Origin of the sequence: Oceaniovalibus guishaninsula JLT2003 (assembly GCF_000299575.1) — a bacterium.
Classification (GTDB): Bacteria; Pseudomonadota; Alphaproteobacteria; order Rhodobacterales; family Rhodobacteraceae; genus Palleronia; species Palleronia guishaninsula.
This window is the reverse complement of sequence record NZ_AMGO01000007.1, coordinates 278,716-292,863: the sequence shown is the minus strand read 5'-3', so window position 1 is coordinate 292,863 and position 14,148 is coordinate 278,716. Positions and strand designations below refer to the sequence as shown.

Annotated in this window: 13 protein-coding genes; 4 read left to right on the top strand and 9 right to left on the bottom strand. The window is 65.8% G+C overall.

The window, feature by feature from the left end; all coding sequences use genetic code 11:
* The first annotated feature begins 33 nt into the window (after positions 1–33).
* Both acs and OCGS_RS03090 read left to right on the top strand, forming a co-directional pair.
* A complete protein-coding gene (gene acs, locus OCGS_RS03095; protein ID WP_040610425.1) occupies positions 34–1,995 on the top strand; it encodes an acetate--CoA ligase in 1,962 nt (653 codons plus the stop codon).
* Between the two features lie 167 nt (positions 1,996–2,162).
* The gene (locus OCGS_RS03090; protein ID WP_007425772.1) at positions 2,163–3,287 is read left to right on the top strand and encodes a PRC-barrel domain-containing protein; all 1,125 of its coding nucleotides are present in this window, start codon (positions 2,163–2,165) and stop codon (positions 3,285–3,287) included.
* 55 nt (positions 3,288–3,342) lie between these two features.
* On the opposite strand, the gene OCGS_RS03085 is transcribed toward OCGS_RS03090, so the two are convergent.
* From OCGS_RS03085 to OCGS_RS03050, 8 genes are all read right to left on the bottom strand, one after another.
* Positions 3,343–4,188, bottom strand: coding sequence for an urea carboxylase-associated family protein (locus tag OCGS_RS03085; protein ID WP_040610344.1), 846 nt, complete (start codon positions 4,186–4,188; stop codon positions 3,343–3,345).
* Between the two features lie 44 nt (positions 4,189–4,232).
* Positions 4,233–5,219, bottom strand: a complete 987-nt coding sequence (locus OCGS_RS03080; RefSeq protein ID WP_007425770.1) for an ABC transporter substrate-binding protein — start codon at positions 5,217–5,219, stop codon at positions 4,233–4,235.
* A 4-nt stretch (positions 5,220–5,223) separates the two neighbouring features.
* The gene (locus tag OCGS_RS03075) at positions 5,224–6,063 is read right to left on the bottom strand and encodes an ABC transporter permease (RefSeq protein ID WP_040610421.1); all 840 of its coding nucleotides are present in this window, start codon (positions 6,061–6,063) and stop codon (positions 5,224–5,226) included.
* A gap of 23 nt (positions 6,064–6,086) precedes the next feature.
* Positions 6,087–7,028 carry an ABC transporter permease gene (locus tag OCGS_RS03070; protein WP_007425768.1) on the bottom strand — a complete coding sequence of 314 codons (942 nt, stop codon included), beginning with the start codon at positions 7,026–7,028 and terminating at the stop codon, positions 6,087–6,089.
* A complete protein-coding gene (locus tag OCGS_RS03065) occupies positions 7,021–7,800 on the bottom strand; it encodes an ABC transporter ATP-binding protein (RefSeq protein WP_040610343.1) in 780 nt (259 codons plus the stop codon). The genes OCGS_RS03070 and OCGS_RS03065 overlap by 8 nt, the downstream gene beginning before the upstream one ends.
* A gap of 633 nt (positions 7,801–8,433) precedes the next feature.
* Entirely contained in the window at positions 8,434–9,894 is a 1,461-nt protein-coding gene (gene hydA / locus OCGS_RS03060) for a dihydropyrimidinase (protein ID WP_007425766.1), read from the bottom strand.
* The gene (locus OCGS_RS03055; protein ID WP_007425765.1) at positions 9,887–10,183 is read right to left on the bottom strand and encodes a hypothetical protein; all 297 of its coding nucleotides are present in this window, start codon (positions 10,181–10,183) and stop codon (positions 9,887–9,889) included. Before OCGS_RS03055 ends, hydA begins: the two co-directional genes overlap by 8 nt.
* Entirely contained in the window at positions 10,183–11,442 is a 1,260-nt protein-coding gene (locus OCGS_RS03050) for a Zn-dependent hydrolase (RefSeq protein ID WP_007425764.1), read from the bottom strand. Before OCGS_RS03050 ends, OCGS_RS03055 begins: the two co-directional genes overlap by 1 nt.
* A 119-nt stretch (positions 11,443–11,561) precedes the next feature.
* Here OCGS_RS03050 and OCGS_RS03045 point away from each other — a divergent pair, with 119 nt between their 5' ends.
* Entirely contained in the window at positions 11,562–12,182 is a 621-nt protein-coding gene (locus OCGS_RS03045; protein ID WP_007425763.1) for a TetR family transcriptional regulator C-terminal domain-containing protein, read from the top strand.
* A 93-nt stretch (positions 12,183–12,275) separates the two neighbouring features.
* Entirely contained in the window at positions 12,276–12,827 is a 552-nt protein-coding gene (locus tag OCGS_RS03040; protein WP_007425762.1) for a hypothetical protein, read from the top strand.
* An 11-nt stretch (positions 12,828–12,838) separates the two neighbouring features.
* Here OCGS_RS03040 and preA read toward each other — a convergent pair whose 3' ends face one another.
* The gene (gene preA / locus OCGS_RS03035) at positions 12,839–14,137 is read right to left on the bottom strand and encodes an NAD-dependent dihydropyrimidine dehydrogenase subunit PreA (protein ID WP_007425761.1); all 1,299 of its coding nucleotides are present in this window, start codon (positions 14,135–14,137) and stop codon (positions 12,839–12,841) included.
* Between the last annotated feature and the right edge of the window lie 11 nt (positions 14,138–14,148).

The following is a 14,148-nucleotide window of genomic DNA, read 5'->3' as shown; positions in this document are numbered from 1 at the left end:
GAATATCCGCCCAGCCGAGGGAGAGTGCTTATCATGACAGACGCCACCTATCCGCCCAGCGACGACTTTGCCGCCCAGGCCCATGTGGACCGCGCCGCCTATGACCGGATGTATCGCCAAAGCATCGAGGATCCGGCCGGCTTCTGGGCCGAGCACGGAAAGAACATTGACTGGATCAGGCCCTTCACCAAGGTGAAGGATACCAGCTTCGACTTCGGCAATGTCCATATCAAATGGTTCGAGGACGGGACGCTGAACGTCGCGGCCAATTGCATCGACCGGCATCTGGCCACCCGCGGATCGCAGACCGCCATCATCTTCGAACCCGACGATCCCGATGCCACCGAAGGCGGCGGCGCGCAGCACATCACCTATCAGCAACTGCACAGCCATGTCTGCAAGATGGCCAACGTGCTGAAGAAGATGGGCGTCAAGCGCGGCGACCGCGTCGTCATCTACCTGCCGATGATCCCGCAGGCGGCCTATGCCATGCTGGCCTGCGCGCGGATCGGCGCGATCCATTCCATCGTCTTTGCCGGCTTCTCGCCCGATGCACTGGGCGCGCGGGTGAATGGCTGCGACGCCAAGGTGGTCATCACCTCGGACGGGGCGCCGCGCGGGGGCCGCGTGACCAACCTTAAGGACAACGTCAACAAGGCCCTGCTGCACGACACCGACGACGTGAAATGCCTGGTCGTCAAGCGCACCGGCCAGCAGATCGCCTGGCGGCAGGGGCTCGACTTCTGGCTGCACGAGATGGAGGCCGAGGTCGACGATACCTGCGACCCCGAGGAGATGGGCGCCGAGGATCCGCTGTTCATCCTCTATACGTCCGGCTCGACCGGCCAGCCCAAGGGCGTCGTGCATACCAGCGGCGGCTATCTGTCCTATGCCGCGATGACGCACAAATACGTCTTCGACTATCACGACGGCGACGTGTTCTGGTGCACCGCCGATGTGGGCTGGGTGACGGGCCACAGCTATATCGTCTACGGTCCGCTGGCCAACGGCGCGACCACCGTGATGTTCGAGGGCGTGCCGACCTGGCCCGACGCCGGCCGGTTCTGGCAGGTTTGCGAGAAGCACAAGGTCAACCAGTTCTATACCGCCCCCACCGCGATCCGGGCGCTGATCGGCAAGGGCGACGATTTCGTGCAACCCTACGATCTGTCGTCGCTCAAGGTGCTGGGCACGGTGGGCGAACCGATCAATCCCGAGGCCTGGAACTGGTACAACGACAAGATCGGCAAGGGCCGGATCCCCATCGTCGATACCTGGTGGCAGACGGAAACCGGCGGCCACCTGCTGACCCCCCTGCCCGGCGCCATCCCGACCAAGCCCGGCAGCGCGACGCTGCCCTTCTTCGGCATCAGGCCGGTGGTCCTCGAGGCCGAATCCGGCAAGGTCATCGATACTCCCGAAGCCGAAGGCGTGCTTTGCATCGCCGATAGCTGGCCGGGTCAGATGCGCACCGTCTGGGGCGATCACGACCGGTTCGAGGCGACGTATTTCCAGCAATACAAGGGCTACTACTTCACCGGCGACGGATGCCGCCGCGACGCGGACGGGTATTACTGGATCACCGGCCGCGTCGACGACGTCATTAACGTGTCCGGCCACCGCATGGGCACGGCCGAGGTCGAAAGCGCGCTTGTCGCGCACGAGGCCGTCAGCGAGGCCGCCGTCGTGGGCTATCCCCATCCCGTCAAGGGCCAGGGCATCTATGCTTATGTCACCCTGATGAACGGCGTCGAACCGACCGAAGAGCTGCGCAAGGAACTCAGCGACTGGGTCCGCAGCGAGATCGGGCCGATCGCCAAGCCCGATCTGATCCAGTGGGCGCCGGGTCTGCCCAAGACCCGGTCGGGCAAGATCATGCGCCGCATCCTGCGCAAGGTGGCCGAGAACGAATTCGACGCGCTGGGCGACACATCCACCCTGTCCGACCCCGAAGTCGTGGGCGATCTGATCGAACACCGCATGAACCGCGGCTGATCGACCTGCCTGCGTCCGCCATCGTGTCGGCGGGCGCAGGCCGAAAACTGCCGTCAACGGCGCCTGGCCAATCGAATTTCCCTAAAAATTGACCGTGCGAGAGGTTTTCTGGAACCATTTCCCGTCCTGCGCCCTTGATGGCCCAGAACCTAACACGGGAGAACCACATGACCATCAAGGCCTTTCTTCTCGGCTCGGCCGCGGCGCTGACCCTGTCCACCGGCGCCATCGCCCAGGACACCCCCACCGACATCGACAGTGACGGCACCGCCGAGGTCGAAGTCGACAGCGTGGGCACCACGACCGCCGACACGATGGGCGGCCAAATCGTCGTCGAACAGGCCGATCCCAGCGTGTCCGTCGAAGTGGACGATCCGGTCGTCAGCGTCGATCAGGCCGCGCCCGAAGTGACCGTCGAACAGCCGCAGCCCGAAATCACCGTGACCCAGCAGAAGCCTGTCGTCACCGTGCAGCAGCGCGCGCCGGTCATCACGGTCGAGCAGGCCCAGCCGGTCGTCACCGTCAACATCCCCGAGCCCATCGTCACGATCCGCATGCCGGAACCCGATGTCGACGTGGAAACGACCGAACCCCGTGTCAGCGTCGAGCAGCCGCAGCCGGTCATCCGCTTCGTGCGGCCCGAACCGCGCATCGTCGTGAACGAAAGCGAGCCGGACATTCGCATCGAGGAAGCCGAGGCGCAGGTGAACGTCGATGAAGCCGAACAGGCCCGCGTCATCGTTGATCAGGCCGAAGCCGACGTGAACGTCGAAGGCGGCGGCGAGGCGGATATCCGCGTCGAGGATGCCGAACCGGTCGTGAACGTCGAATCCGCCGAAGGTGCCGATGTCAACGTGACCCAGCAGGACGCGCAGGTGAACATCGAGGAAGCGGATGCCGCCGCGATGGAAACGGACGCCAATGCCGACGCGTCCGCTCTGGTCGTGACCGATGGCACCGCACCCGCGGACCGCGCCATGTCGCCCCTGACGGCGCGCAGCGGCTTCATCGTCGTGCCCTATACCGATATCGACACGGCGACCCTGACCGGGGCCAGCGTCTATGACGCCAACGACCGCCGTGTCGGCGAAGTGGGCGATCTGGTGATGACCGCCGATGGCGATCTCGACCGGGCGGTCGTCGATGTGGGCGGTTTCCTCGGCCTCGGTGCCAAGCCCGTCGCAATTGCGATGGAAGACCTGTCGGTGCAGCAGATGGAAAACGGCGGCGAACTGCGGGTCTATGTGGACATGAGCGAGGACGAGATGGAGGCGATGGAGGCTTATCAGTAAGCCCCTACCGACCCATCACGACGCAAAAGGCGGGCTTCGGCCCGCCTTTTTCGTATCAACCGCGCCCGTGGCTGCGATCGTATCCACTGGTTTCGGGCCGCTGCCAACCGGCCGGCGGACCGCCCGGCGGTGCCAGAACGTCCATCCGCAAGGGGTGGCATCGCGCCGCATCGCTGGAATGAACCGTGCCGCAATCGCCGCCCGGACAGGCGCTCAGCACCGCCAGAAGGTCGATCTCGGCCAGCAGGTCCAGCCGATCGCCCGCCCGCACCGGGCTGGCCTTCATGAAATAACGCCCGTCCTCGCGCGTGAAGCCGGTGCACATGAAGACGTTAAGCACATCGTGCACCGAAAGCTCCGCCTGCGACAGAGGCAAACCCGTCGCATCCGCCAGTGCCCGCGTCAGGTTCGAGTGGCAGCAATGATGATAATCCCCGCCGCCCAGCAGCCGCCCGGTATAGGGGTCGCAGCGCGTGCCGATCACGTCATGCACCCGCCCGCCCCAGTCATCCACGCCATACCAGGCCAGGCTGTCCCCCACGACCGTCGCCATTGGGCGCAGATAGGGCAAACACGACCACAGCCTGTCGCCGATGCCGACATGCGTTCCGTGCAGCGCCCGCGTCTTGCCGCTGTAGAACCGTTCGTTCAGATCGTCGGCAGCGAACAGGTTCAGATCGCCGACCTGCGGTCCTTCGGGGCAGACGATGCGCAGCACATGGCCCGCCGGCACCCGTATCGCCCGCCCGTCACGCGGCGGCACCGTCACCGATGCCGTCGTCGCCGGATTGTCCCGCAGCCACACCGTCCGGCCCATATCCGGCTGGGGCAGCGCGTCGGTCGGATAGCAGATCACCGGCGCTACGGCTCGGCGCGCATCGGCGTCCTCCGGCTCCGTCATTCCCGAAGGGCCGGGACCGGCCGCGTGCCGTCCCGGCCCATCGATCACAGGTCCGCCGCCATGTCGGTGATCTCATGCGTCCAGGCGCCGTCGCCCGGATCGGCGGTAATGACCGGATCGGACCCGCCCGACAGCAGCGACTCGACCGTGCGCCGATACGCCGCCGGATCCAGTGTGCCGTCCGATCCGGCGGTCAGCTTCGACACCTCGCGCATCATCCGCTTCTGATGCTTCTCGGTCTGCGCGCCGGTTTCATCGTTCTCCAGCACGATTTCGGCCGCCTCGTCGGGATTTTCCTCGGCGTATTTCCAGCCCTTCATGGATGCCGCGACGAACCGCGCCAGAACGTCCTTCATCCCCGGCTCGGCCAGCGTCTCCTCGGTGACGTAAAGGCCGTCCTCCAGCGTGGCGACGCCCTGATCCTCGTATCGGAACGTCACCAGATCGTCCTCGGTCAGGCCCGCGTCGATCACCTGCCAGTATTCGTTGTAGGTCATGGTCGAGATGCAGTCGGCCTGCTTTTGCAGCAGCGGATCGACGTTGAATCCCTGTTTCAACACCTCGACCCCGTCCGCGCCGCCCTCGGTCGGGATGCCAAGCTGGCTCATCCACGACAGGAACGGATATTCGTTGCCGAAGAACCACACGCCCAGCGTGCGGCCCGGAAAGTCCTCGGGGCTTTCGACGCCGCTTTCCTTGAGGCAGGTCAGCATCATGCCCGACGCGTTGAAAGGCTGGGCAATGTTGACCAGCGGCAGGCCCTTCTCGCGCGCGGCCAGGGCCGCGGGCATCCATTCCACGACCACATCCGCGCCGCCCCCTGCCAGAACCTGCGTCGGCGCGATGTCGGGACCGCCAGGCCGGATCGTCACGTCCAGCCCGACCTCGTCGTAAAACCCCTTGTCCTTCGCCACGTAATAGCCCGCGAACTGGGCCTGCGTGACCCATTTCAATTGCAGCGTCAGGTCGTCCTGCGCCTGCGCCGCCCCGGCCAGCCCCAGAGCCGCCGTCAGAATCGTCAGATGTCTCATGTCGTCATCCTCCCCGCGAACCGTTTCGTTTTCGTTGCGAGGGATGCCAGAACGTCACCCCCCGTTCGACGGCCGCCACCGCCCCGTAGAAGACCGAGCCCGCGACGGCCGCCACCGCAATCTCGGCCCAGACCAGATCCAGCGCAAGCTGTCCGACGGCGGTCGAGATGCGAAATCCCATTCCACGCGTCGGCGAGCCGAAGAATTCCGCCACAATGGCGCCGATCAGCGCCAGCGTCGTCGCGATCTTCAGCCCGTTGAAGATGAACGGCATCGCCGCCGGCAGCCGCAGCTTGATCAGCGCCTGCCCCCAGCTTGCCCCATAGGTCCGCATCAGGTCGCGCTGCATCGCGTCCGCCGCCGCCAGCCCCGCCACGGTGTTCACCAGCACCGGAAAGAACACCATCACCACCACGACCGCCGCCTTGCTCTGCCAGTCGAAGCCGAACCACATCACCAGGATCGGCGCCGTGCCCACGATGGGCAGCGCCGCGATAAAATTGCCCACCGGCAGCAATCCGCGTTTTAGGAACGCCGAGCGGTCGATGGCCACCGCCGTCAGCAGCGCCGCGCCGCAACCGATGACATAGCCCGACAGCGCGCCCTTCACGAAGGTCTGCACGAAGTCGGTCCACAGGATGTCGGCCGAATCCGCGATCCGCGCGCCGATGGCCGAAGGCGGCGGCAGGATCACCCCCGGCACGCCGAACAGGCGCACCGTCAGTTCCCAAAGCACCAGCAGCGTCAGACCGAAGATTGCCGGAACCAGCAGGCGCGGCACCCGTCCCCGCGCCGCCGACAGGCGCGCATTGGCCCACCACGCCCCCAGCCAGACCGCCAGCACGACGCCCAACGATGCCGCGCCGCTCAACGCGCCAGCCCCATGCGGCCCAGCGTCAGCCGCTGGATAAGCCCGATCAGCCCGACCAGCAGCGCGGCGCAGAAGGCGGCCATCAGCAGCGCCGCCCATATCTGCACCGTCTGCCCGTAATAGCTGCCCGACAGCAGCCGCGCGCCCAGGCCCCGCACGGCCCCGGTCGGCAATTCGCCCACGATCGCCCCCACCAGCGACGCCGCGACGCCCACTTTCAACGATGCAAATAGATAGGGCAGCGAGGCCGGAAACCGCAGCTTCCACAGCGTCTGCGCGCGGCTCGCCGAATAGGTGCGCATCAGGTCCAGTTGCGCCGCATCCGGCGACCGCAGCCCCGTGACCATCCCGACCACCACCGGAAAGAACGACAGATAGGCGCTGATGATCGCCTTGGGCAACAGCCCCTGCACCCCGACCGAGTTCAGCACCACGATGATCATCGGCGCGATGGCCAGGATCGGAATGGTCTGCGACGCGATGGCCCAGGGCATCACGCTCATGTCCATCGCGCGGTTATGGACGATGCCGATGGCCAGCGCGATCCCCAGCACCGTCCCGATGCCGAACCCCGTCAACGTCGCGCTCAGCGTCACCCAGGCGTGCCAGACAAGGCTGCGGCGCGAGGTGACGGGTTGCAGCGCAACCGTGTTCCACAGCTCGGCCGCCACCTGATGGGGCGCGGGCAGGACGGGACGCTCCTGGTTCAGCGTACCGCGCAGGATGTCGCCGAACCCCGCCATCCGGTCGGCGCGCGCGGCCTGATCCAGAACCCATTGCGCGTTCAGCCAGACCGTCGCCGCATACCAGATCGCCAGCAGCGCCAGGATGACGGCCAAAACCGGTCCCGCCGCGCCGCTGATCCGCCAGACCAGCAGCCCGACGCGCCCCGACCGGCCCGTTCCGGCGCCCGGCGCGGCCAGCGGCGGGTCAGACATCGTCGCCCATCCCCGCGCGCAGCCCCTCGCGCACCCGGTGCGCCACTTCGATGAAGGCGGCGCTGTCGCGGATGTCCAGCGGCCTCTCGCGCGGCAGCGGACTGTCGATCACATCGGCAATGCGGCCCGGACGCGGCGACATGACGACGATCCGAGTGCTCAGGTAGACCGCCTCGGGGATGGAATGGGTCACGAAGCAGATCGTCTTTCCCGTCCGCGCCCAGAGGTCCAGCAACTGCTCGTTCAGCCGGTCGCGCACGATCTCGTCCAGCGCGCCGAAGGGTTCGTCCATCAGCAGCAGGGCCGCATCGAAGGCCAGCGCGCGGGCGATGCTGGCGCGTTGCTGCATGCCGCCCGACAATTGCCAGGGATACTTGCGCTCGAACCCTTCCAGTTCGACCAGACGCAGCACGTCGCGCATCCGCCGATCCTGCTCGGCCCGGTCGAAGCCCATGATCTCCAGCGGCAGCTTGACGTTGCGCCCGATGGTCCGCCACGGATAAAGCCCCGCCGCCTGAAAGACATAGCCATAGGCCCGCGCGCGCCGCGCCTCGTCTGGGGTCATCCCGTTGACGCTGACGCTGCCGCCCGTCGCCTCCTCCAGCCCCGCGATCACCCGCAGGAACGTCGTCTTTCCACAGCCCGAAGGCCCGATGAACGACACGAAATCGCCCGCCCGAATATCGAGCGACACATCCGACAACGCCTGAACCGGCCCGTCGGCTGTCTGGAAGGTGAGGTCGAGCCGACGAGCCTCAACAACCATCGGCATCCAGACCTAGCAACATGCTATTAGTCCGAAAGATCTCTTCCGCAGAAAAGTAGCTGACCATCAAATTCTCAGGGGCGACTAATACATAATTGGGCCAACCTTTTGAGCAAGAAAAGACAGCACTCCTAATGATAGCCATGGCTTCCAAAAAATTCTTGAATATTAGAAGTTCCGATACTAGTTCATGTCGCCAAGCCTCTTCTCTCCTCCAGATCAACTCCTGCCTCGTCGCACTAACCCTCTGTGGACGAGATATCTTATCTACTAGAATACAGTAGCCATTGGACCCACGCACGACATCCCTGATGATTCCATGGGCAAGTATATTTCGAAGTCTATTTGCAGAAGACAATGCGGGAATATGCAAAGTACTGGGTACTGCCCTACAACATCTTTCGTGCTTGTTCGTTAACTCTGTAATTCTAGTTAACAGGTCAATTTTCTCTACGAAGTTCGTCGGATAGCAGCGTCTGATATTTCGAGCCCCCAATACATCTCCCGCTAGACAGAAAAGATCATCCAGCACAACTTCGAGATGTGCAAAACTTTGGAGAAAGACGCCGATATCTGAAAATATTATCGGCTTGCATTCCTGTATCGACCGACATCGAACCAAGCGAAGATCTCCGTTCATCAAACCCCGCTCGCCGGGATACCCGACCGTTCCACCTTCCTCGGCGCGGTCAGTTCCTTCCAGGACGACAGCGCGCGGTTCACCGGTCCGTTGGCGGGGCGGGGGACGAAGCGGCCGTGGCCTTCCTGCGTGCGGATCTCGCCATCATCGACGGCGACCGCGCCGCGCGTCAGCGTATAGCGCGGCAGGCCGGTCACATGCTTGCCCTCGAACACGTTGTAATCAATCGAACTTTGCTGCGAGCCCGCGGTGATCGTCTTCTCCTTCGCCGGATCCCACACCACCAGATCGGCGTCGGCGCCAACCAGCACCGCCCCCTTCTTCGGATAGATGTTGAGGATCTTCGCGATATTGGTGCTGGTCACGGCCACGAATTCCTGCGGCGTCAGGCGTCCGGTGCGCACCCCATGCGTCCACAGCATCGGCATCCGGTCCTCCAGCCCGCCGGTGCCGTTCGGGATCTTGGTGAAATCCCCGATCCCGGTGCGTTTCTGCTGGGTGGTGAAGGCGCAATGGTCGGTGGCCACCACACTCAGCGATCCGGCCTGCAATCCGGCCCACAGACTGTCCTGATGCGCCTTGTTGCGGAAGGGCGGCGACATGACCCGCCGCGCGGCATGGTCCCAGTCCTTGTCGAAATATTCGGATTCGTCCAGCGTCAGGTGCTGGATCAGCGGCTCGCCCCAGACGCGCTTGCCCTGCGCGCGCGCCCGGCGGATCGCCTCGTGGCTTTCCTCGCAGGATGTGTGCACGACATAGAGGGGCACGCCCGCCATGTCGGCGATCATGATGGCGCGGTTCGTCGCCTCGCCCTCGACCTGCGGGGGGCGGGAATAGGCGTGGCCCTCTGGCCCGTCATTGCCTTCGGCCAGCAGACGCGCGGACAGATCCGCCACCACATCGCCGTTCTCGGCATGGACCAGTGGCAGCGCGCCCAGTTCGGCGCAGCGCCGGAACGACGCGAACATCTCGTCGTCCTGCACCATCAGCGCGCCCTTGTAGGCCATGAAATGCTTGAACGTGTTGATGCCGCGGTCGCGCACGACGGTTTCCATCTCGTCGAAGACCTGCTGGCCCCACCAGGTGATCGCCATGTGAAAACTGTAGTCGCAATTCGCGCGGGTCGATTTGTTGTCCCACATCTGCAACGCGTCCAGCAGCCCCTGTCCGGGGCTGGGCAGCGCGAAATCGACCACCATCGTCGTGCCGCCCGCCAATGCCGCGCGCGTGCCCGATTCGAAATCGTCGCTGGAATAGGTGCCCATGAACGGCATTTCCAGATGGGTATGCGGGTCGATCCCGCCGGGCATCACCAGGCATCCCGACGCGTCCAGCACCCGCCCCCCCGACAGATCCGGCCCGATCTCGACGATATGCCCGTCCTCGATGGCGACATCCGCGTCATAGGTCAGGTCGGCGGTGACGATCGTGCCGCCCTTGATGACCGTGCGCTCAGACATCGCAGACCTGCACGCCCGCCGAATTCAGCAGCGGCACCCCCATCGGCGGATCGCCCTGTTCCAGCGCTATCAGATAGCACCCGTCGCCGCCCTTGATCAGGAAGTCGGGGTTCATGCCCGCGGGCAGCGCCGCCAACGCGGCGGGCGACGGTTGCGGCGGCGCCCGGCGAAAGGCCGACGCGAAGCCCCTGTCGCTGTCGTAACCCGGACCGAAGCCCGTCTGCCCCGGCACGGCGCAGGCCGCCAGCGGCAGCGCCAGCACCGTCAGCGCGATTGTCCTCAACGCCATCAGGCGTCCTCCTCCACGATCTGCGCGGTCTCGACGACCGCATGAAACAACACGTTCGCGCCGGCGGTGGCCCAGCTTTCGCTGATCTCCTCGGCCTCGTTATGGCTCAGCCCGTTCTTGCACGGCGTCATGATCATTGCCGCCGGGGCCACGCGGTTGATCCAGCACGCATCGTGCCCCGCCCCGGAAACGAGGTTGCGATGGCTCAGCCCCAGCCGGTCGGCCGCCGCGCGCACCGCCGCCACGCACCCCTCGTCAAAGGCCACCGGGTCGAACCCGCCGACCTTCTCCATCTCCACCTCCAACCCCATTGCGGCGCAGATTCGCCGCGCGCCCTCGTCCAGCCGCCGTTCCATATCGGCGATCACGTTGATATCGGGTGAACGGAAATCGACGGTGAAAACCGCGCGGCCCGGTATCACGTTGCGCGAATTGGGATAGACGTCGATCTGCCCCGCCGCGCCCACCGCATCGGGCGCGTGGCTCAGCGCGATCTCGTTGACCAGGTCCAGCACCCGCGCCATGCCCAGCCCCGCATCGCGCCGCATCGGCATCGGCGTCGATCCGGTATGCGCCTCGCGCCCCGTGATCGTCAGCTGCATCCACGACAGGCCCTGCCCGTGCGTGACCACGCCGATATCCTTGCCCTCGGCTTCCAGGATAGGCCCCTGCTCGATATGCAGCTCGAAGAACGCGTGCATCTTCCGCGCGCCCGTCTCCTCGTCGCCCTGCCAGCCGATCCGCTTCAATTCGTCGCCGAAGGTCAGCCCCCTGGCGTCCTTGCGCGCATAGGCCCAATCCTCGTCATGCACGCCCGCGAACACACCCGAGGACAGCATCGCCGGCGCGAACCGGGTGCCTTCCTCGTTGGTGAAGTTCACCGCGACGATGGGATGGCGCGTGCGGATCCTCAGATCGTTCAGCGACCGCATCACTTCCAGCGCGCCCAGCACGCCCAGCACGCCGTCATACTTGCCGCCCGTCGGCTGGGTATCCAGATGGCTGCCCATATAGACCGGCAGCGCGTCGGGATCGGTCCCTTCGCGCCGGGCGAACATGTTGCCCATCCGGTCCAGCCCCATCGTCAGCCCCGCCGCCTCGCACCAGTCGCGAAACAGCGCGCGTCCTTCGGCATCGGCATCGGTCAGCGTCTGGCGGTTGTTGCCGCCCGCCACGCCGGGGCCGATCTTCGCCATTTCCATCAGACTGTCCCAAAGCCGCGCACCGTCGATCTGAAGGTTCTCGCCGGGTGCAGCCATTGGATCCGTCCGCATGTTGCCTGCGCGGTCAAAATGTTTGACCGCCTGGTCAGATCGACGCTAGCAGAGCGTCCTATGCAGTCAAGGCGTCCCCCTTTCCGTCCCGCCGGCCCCTTCGCGTGACCGGCGACGGCCCCGTGACGCGCATCCAGAAGCGCAACCATGCCGCCATCCTGGATGCCGCGCTCGATGTCTTCTCGCGGCAGGGTTTCGCCGGCGCCACGCTCGACGCCATCGCCGCGCAGGCGGGCCTCAGCAAGCCGAACCTGCTTTACTATTTCGCGTCCAAGGAAGCGATCTATACCGGCCTGCTGACCCGACTTCTGGCCGACTGGCTGGCGCCGCTGCGCGCGCTGGACCCGCACGGCGATCCGGTGGACGAGATTCTGGGCTACATGCGCCGCAAACTCGACATGTCGCGCCGCCTGCCCCGCGAAAGCCGCCTTTTCGCCGGTGAAATCCTGTCCGGCGCGCCGCGCTTTCTCGACCGGATCGAGGGCGAGTTGCGCGATCTAGTGCTGGAAAAGGCCGCGCTGATCGACGACTGGTCGCGCGGGGGCCGTCTGGCGCCGCTCGACGGGCGGCACCTGATCTTCTCGATCTGGGCGACCACCCAGCATTATGCGGATTTCGACGTGCAGGTGCGCGGCGTGTTGCGGCCCGAATCGGACGAACACTGGATCCAGGCGCGCGACTTTCTCGACGCGCTCTATCGCGGCGCGCTGACCCCCGCGCGTTAACCCTAACGCCCCGCAAGCCAGTTTCCCGCAAACCGCTTTGCGGCGATGCGCGCCATGCTAGGATTGTGCCGCGTGGGGGCGTCAGGAGGAATCATGTTCTCGAACATATTCGGCGGCCTTTTCCGTCCGCGTCCGCCCTTCGGTGCCGCGCAGCAACCGCCGCAGCCCAAGCCCGAACCCCGACCCGAACCCAAGCCCCAGCCGCCCGCCGCCAAGGATCCGGTGGCGCAGGCCCCGGCAAGCACCGCCCCGGCCGAAACGCGGCCCGTCGATCCGGTCGCCCCGGCGGCACCGCCCGCAGCGGCGACGAACACCGCCCCGCCGGCCGCGCCTACTTCTCCGGTCGTGACAACCGCGACTTCAGCGGACGAGGGACCGCTGGCGCCTGCGCCTGCCGTGGATCGCGAGGCGCTGGCATCCGCCATCGTCCTGATGCAGGCCGCACAGGACGAAGACGCGGCGGCCCGCCTTGCCGCCGAACGCACGCGCGAAGCGATCCGCGTCGATACCCTTTTCGACCGCATCGCAGGGCCGGCAGCGCCGCGCATCGTTCCCGACGGCAAGACATCGCCCTACGATCCGCTGGCGCACGGCCCCGCCGACAGCCGCCCGCCCGCGCCGCCGGTCATGGACCGCACGGCCTGAAGCGGGCGCCCCTACTCCGCCGCCGCGGCGGCGGGGTTGTTGGGGTGCTGCGTCCAGTTGGCGTACTCGTCGCGCACCACAAGACCGGTGCGCGGATCGGTGACGCCCGGTTCCAGCTCGATCATCGAGATGCAGTTCTCGACCGGGCAGACATTGACGCACAGGTTGCAGGCCACGCATTCCGCGTCGATCACCTCGAACGTGCGGCCCGGACCGATGCCGATGGCCTGATGCGACGTGTCCTCGCAGGCGGCATAGCAGCGCCCGCACTTGATGCACAGGTCCTGGTCGATCCGCGCCTTGGTGACATAATTCAGGTTCAGATATCGCCAGTCGGTCACGTTGGGCACCGCCCGCCCGCGCAGATCGTCCAGGCTCATGCCCTTCTCGTCCAGATACTGCGACAGACCCGACACCATTTCCTGCACGATCTTGAAGCCATAGGTCATCGCCGCCGTGCAGACCTGCACCGATCCCGCGCCCAGTGCGATGAACTCGGCCGCGTCGCGCCATGTCGTCACCCCGCCGATGCCGCTGATCGGCAGGCCGAGCGTTTCTGCGTCGCGCGCGATCTCGGCCACCATGTTCAGCGCGATGGGCTTGACCGCCGGTCCGCAATAGCCGCCGTGACTGCCCTTGCCGTCGATGCTTGGCTCGGGGCTCCAATCGTCGAGGTTCACCGACGTGATCGAGCTGATCGTGTTGATCAGGCTCACGCCGTCCGCGCCCCCGGCCTTCGCCGCCCGCGCGGGATAGCGCACATCGGTGATGTTCGGCGTCAGCTTGACCAGAACCGGCATCCGCGTGTTCTGTTTGCACCAGCGCGTGACCATCTCGATATATTCGGGCACCTGCCCCACGGCGCTGCCCATGCCGCGCTCGCTCATCCCGTGGGGGCAGCCGAAATTCAGCTCGATGCCGTCCGCGCCTGTCTCCTCGACCAGCGGCAGGATCTGTTTCCAGGCCCATTCCTCGCAGGGCACCATCAGCGACACGACCATCGCGCGGTCGGGCCAGTCGCGCTTGACCTTCTTGATCTCGCGCAGGTTCACGTCCAGCGGGCGGTCGGTGATCAACTCGATATTGTTCAGCCCCAGTACCCGCCGGTCGGCCCCGTAAACGACGCCATAGCGCGGCCCGTTCACGTTGACGATATGCGGATCCAGCCCCAGCGTCTTCCACACCACGCCGCCCCAACCCGCGCGGAAGGCCCGCACGACGTTGTATTCCTTGTCGGTCGGCGGTGCGCTGGCCAGCCAGAACGGGTTCGGGCTGCGGATGCCGACGAAGTTGGTCGCAAGATCGGCCATGCTGGACCTCC

What these genes read in the sequence shown, in the direction of transcription:
- acs (WP_040610425.1), top strand. Translation starts at nt 34, where the DNA reads ATGACAGACGCCACCTATCCGCCCAGCGACGACTTTGCCGCCCAGGCC.
- OCGS_RS03090 (WP_007425772.1), top strand. Translation starts at nt 2,163, where the DNA reads ATGACCATCAAGGCCTTTCTTCTCGGCTCGGCCGCGGCGCTGACCCTG.
- OCGS_RS03085 (WP_040610344.1), bottom strand. Translation starts at nt 4,188, where the DNA reads ATGACGGAGCCGGAGGACGCCGATGCGCGCCGAGCCGTAGCGCCGGTG.
- OCGS_RS03080 (WP_007425770.1), bottom strand. Translation starts at nt 5,219, where the DNA reads ATGAGACATCTGACGATTCTGACGGCGGCTCTGGGGCTGGCCGGGGCG.
- OCGS_RS03070 (WP_007425768.1), bottom strand. Translation starts at nt 7,028, where the DNA reads ATGTCTGACCCGCCGCTGGCCGCGCCGGGCGCCGGAACGGGCCGGTCG.
- OCGS_RS03065 (WP_040610343.1), bottom strand. Translation starts at nt 7,800, where the DNA reads ATGCCGATGGTTGTTGAGGCTCGTCGGCTCGACCTCACCTTCCAGACA.
- hydA (WP_007425766.1), bottom strand. Translation starts at nt 9,894, where the DNA reads ATGTCTGAGCGCACGGTCATCAAGGGCGGCACGATCGTCACCGCCGAC.
- OCGS_RS03055 (WP_007425765.1), bottom strand. Translation starts at nt 10,183, where the DNA reads ATGGCGTTGAGGACAATCGCGCTGACGGTGCTGGCGCTGCCGCTGGCG.
- OCGS_RS03050 (WP_007425764.1), bottom strand. Translation starts at nt 11,442, where the DNA reads ATGGCTGCACCCGGCGAGAACCTTCAGATCGACGGTGCGCGGCTTTGG.
- OCGS_RS03040 (WP_007425762.1), top strand. Translation starts at nt 12,276, where the DNA reads ATGTTCTCGAACATATTCGGCGGCCTTTTCCGTCCGCGTCCGCCCTTC.
- preA (WP_007425761.1), bottom strand. Translation starts at nt 14,137, where the DNA reads ATGGCCGATCTTGCGACCAACTTCGTCGGCATCCGCAGCCCGAACCCG.